Source organism: Rhodopirellula sp. JB055 (genome assembly GCF_043100905.1).
In the GTDB taxonomy this organism is placed as follows: Bacteria; Planctomycetota; Planctomycetia; order Pirellulales; family Pirellulaceae; genus Rhodopirellula.
In genome coordinates this window covers 1-3,505 of sequence record NZ_JBICHO010000449.1, presented here as the reverse complement: position 1 = coordinate 3,505, position 3,505 = coordinate 1, and the positions used below count along the sequence as shown (strand labels likewise).

The following is a 3,505-nucleotide window of genomic DNA, read 5'->3' as shown; positions in this document are numbered from 1 at the left end:
GGCGGCGCGAATCAGATAGAGTCGCCCCCTTGGGGCTAACGGCCTGATCATTCCGACGGATTCCCAGGGCGATGCCCTGGGCTGACAGAGCAGGGCCCCGTTGGGGCGAAAGACGACTCCCAGGGCTTTTCTCTGGGTTGGAATGCGATGCCCCGTCGGGGCGCAAGAGGCCTCATGACTCACTTGGAGGTTGCCGCGGCGCCCAATGCTTCGGTCAGCGGACAGTGTTCGGTCCATTCGCTTTTTCTGAATCAGCACCTCGCATTTTGAGCGGGCCACTGATTACATTGAGCGAATAGCGTCAATGCATGATCGGACAGGGATTGGTTCACCGGCATGCATTTGAGAGCAGCGACCATCGAGCTTGCGACGAGGATCATGGAAATCAATTCAGCTTCTTACGGGTTCAACTCTCAGGCAGAGATCGATTCGCCGTGGGATTCTCATCTGCTGTTCGAACGTTCTCCTGCAGGAGTTTATTTGGTTCAAGAGGGGCGACTTTGCTACGCGAATCCTGCGATGGGTGAGCTGCTCGGGCGAAACGCTGCAACCATCACCGACGAATCACTCCTTCAATTCGTTCATTCCGACGACCGAGAGGCCGCCGAGGAACACTGGAATCAAACGCCCGGTGATGGCGAATCGATTCGCTTCGTGACGCGAATTGTCCGGTCAGATGGAAGCGTCGCGTCGGTCGAGGTGATGGAATCGCGTCTGGACGATGAACTCTTCCTCAATGACTCAGGCGGTCCGATCCAAGTCGGAGTGATGATCGACGTCACAGCCGCCCGCGAAGCAGACCTTGAAATCCAAGAACGTCTCAGCTTCGAACAGCTCCTCGCAAATCTATCGGCCGGCTTTGTCAATCTGCCATGTGACCAAGTCCACAGTCGGATCGATACGAGTTTGGAAGCACTGGTCCAATTTTTGGGGAACGATCGGAGCACACTCGTCGAATTCGGTGATGACGATGAGCAAGTGATGATTTCACATTCTTACGCAGTACCAGGATGCAAGCCATTTGAGATTGGACCGTTTCAAGTCGCGAAGTTGCCCTGGTTCATCAATCAATTCCGCAGCGGTCATCTCGTCTTTATTCGATGTATCCCAGAAGACCTTCCTCCCGACGCTGAGAACGAACGAGTTCACTGTCAACAACAAGGAGTGATCTCGAATGTCACCGTTCCGCTCAAGGCAGGTGGAGAGTTACTGGGTGGTTTGACGTTCGCTTTCATGAAGCGGCAATGTGAATGGCCGCGTGAGATTGTCTCGCGGCTGGTGGTGATCGGAGGAGTTTTTGCCAATGCACTTTTACGTTACCGAAACGATCAAGTGCTTCAAAAGACCATCACCGAGAATCAACGACTGCGACAACAATTGGAACAAGACAATCTCTATCTTCGCGAGCAAGCCGTTCTCAAACATCGTCACGGTCGAATCGTCGGTCACAGCGACGCCATCACCAAAGTGCTCGCCAATGTGGAACGGGTTGCAACCACTGACGCACCGGTCTTGTTGACAGGCGAGACAGGGACGGGCAAGGAGTTATTGGCGCAAACGATTCATGACTTGAGCGGTCGCAAGAACCGGCCGATGGTGGTGGTGAACTGTGCTTCTCTGCCAGCGACGTTGATCGAAAGCGAATTGTTCGGACGTGCCGCAGGGGCCTACACGGGTGCCGCATCAGCAGCGGTTGGTCGATTCGAACTGGCCGACGGCGCGACTCTGTTCCTCGATGAAATCGGCGAATTCCCAATGGAGTTGCAAGCGAAGCTACTGCGCGTCTTGCAGGACGGACGCTTCGAACGATTGGGGACGGCCAAGACACTTTCGGTCGATGTACGAATCATTGCCGCGACCAACCGGAACCTGGAAGAAGCGATTCAAAAGAACCTCTTCCGATCGGATCTGTTCTATCGGTTGAATGTCTTTCCGATCCATGTCCCGCCGCTCCGCGACCGCCGTGATGACATCCCCCCACTCACATGGGCTTTCGTGGAAGCATTCGGTCAACGAATGGGCAAACAAATCAAAAGTATCTCCCGGAGGACGATGCAACAGTTGCAAGACCATGACTGGCCCGGCAACATCCGGGAACTGAGCAACACGATCGAACGAGCGATGATTCTGTCGGTTGGCGATAGCCTGCAAGTGGACATGCAGCCGAGCTCACACAATTCCGGCAACCGCGAACGAACGCTCAAGGAAGTCGAACGCGATCAGATTCTATTTGTGCTTGAAAAAACAGGCTGGCGTATCCGCGGTAAGGGTGGTGCATCAGAGCGACTGGACATCAAACCAACGACTCTGGAAGCCAGAATGGCGAAGCTTGGAATCAAGCGTCCCACCCAATAGTACCTTAAAAACAGGTCGTGCCAGACCACCAGGAAGCCTCCACCAATCATGAAGATTCTGGGCAAGCCTCCAATATATTGGTGGAACTCCATGAGATCCCCTGCCAATTGGATGTGGCTCCCTTCCCTTCTCGTCTTTCCTAAACCATTTCCAGCAAAGCACTTGCAGGCTTTCTGGCAGGCAATCCAGAACATCGGAACGATGGTTGCTATTTGAGCAACCAGGAGCAGCGGCTCATTCATCCATGGGCTGTCGGTCCGACGTATCGGAAGGTGACGGACGCGATGTAGGAAAGTCATATGCTCCAAGTTGTGTTGCGAGTGGTGGCACCGCCGGACAAACGCAATGAGATCCTTCAGGTCTTGGCGTGTTTGTCAGGTCCCACCGAAGTGACAAAAGGATGTCGGCTCTGTCGAGTGCTTTGCGATGCCAATGATGACGACGTGATCACTTACTGGATGCAGTGGGAGACACGCGAAGATCTGAAAACTCATCTTCGTTCGCAACGGTTTCAGAAAATCCTGCCTTACATCGAGCTGTCTGTGGAACCGCCGGAAGTGGATGTTAGCAACATGGACAGCGTGGGCGGGATTGAGTTCGTTGTGTCGGCGATTCACTCGCCGCATTCGGAAGAAGATCGTGGAATATCCATACCGATGAGGAATGAACATGAGAACTGAACAGGTGAAATCGGTCGCGATCGCACTTCTGTCAGTGGCATGGTGCACGCTGTTGTGCGTGCCATCTGTGTCCGCCGATCAGGCCGCCGATGAAGCCAAGCTACGTGAGGACATCAACGCGTATGTCCAAGCATTCAATCAGGGCGATGCGAAAGCACTGGCAGCGATGTGGTCGCCCGAAGCCGTGTATACCAATCCGTTGTCTGGTGAACAGGTCGTTGGTCGCGATGCCATTGAAAAGCAATTCGCCGCGATCTTTTCTGAGAACCAAGACACGAAACTGGCAGCAACGACCGAACGGATCCAGTTCATCTCGCCGGGTGTCGCCTTAGAAAACGGCACAGCGATCGTGAGCCGTCCAGGGGCAGATCCCGAGCAAACGGCCTATCAAGCGGTTTATGTCAAACACGACGGTGCGTGGTTGCTAGACCGAGTTAGCGAAGAAGTGGTAGCGATTCCGGTCTCTCGCC

3 protein-coding genes are annotated in these 3,505 nt (G+C 54.3%); all 3 read left to right on the top strand.

What is annotated here, in order from left to right:
• The first annotated feature begins 378 nt into the window (after positions 1-378).
• Positions 379-2,355 carry a sigma 54-interacting transcriptional regulator gene (locus ACF8AM_RS17615; protein ID WP_392556900.1) on the top strand — a complete coding sequence of 659 codons (1,977 nt, stop codon included), beginning with the start codon at positions 379-381 and terminating at the stop codon, positions 2,353-2,355.
• A gap of 299 nt (positions 2,356-2,654) precedes the next feature.
• Entirely contained in the window at positions 2,655-3,035 is a 381-nt protein-coding gene (locus ACF8AM_RS17610) for a putative quinol monooxygenase (RefSeq protein ID WP_392556899.1), read from the top strand.
• Positions 3,025-3,505: YybH family protein (locus ACF8AM_RS17605; RefSeq protein WP_392556898.1), on the top strand; the 481-nt coding region annotated here is incomplete at its 3' end. The genes ACF8AM_RS17610 and ACF8AM_RS17605, both read left to right, overlap by 11 nt.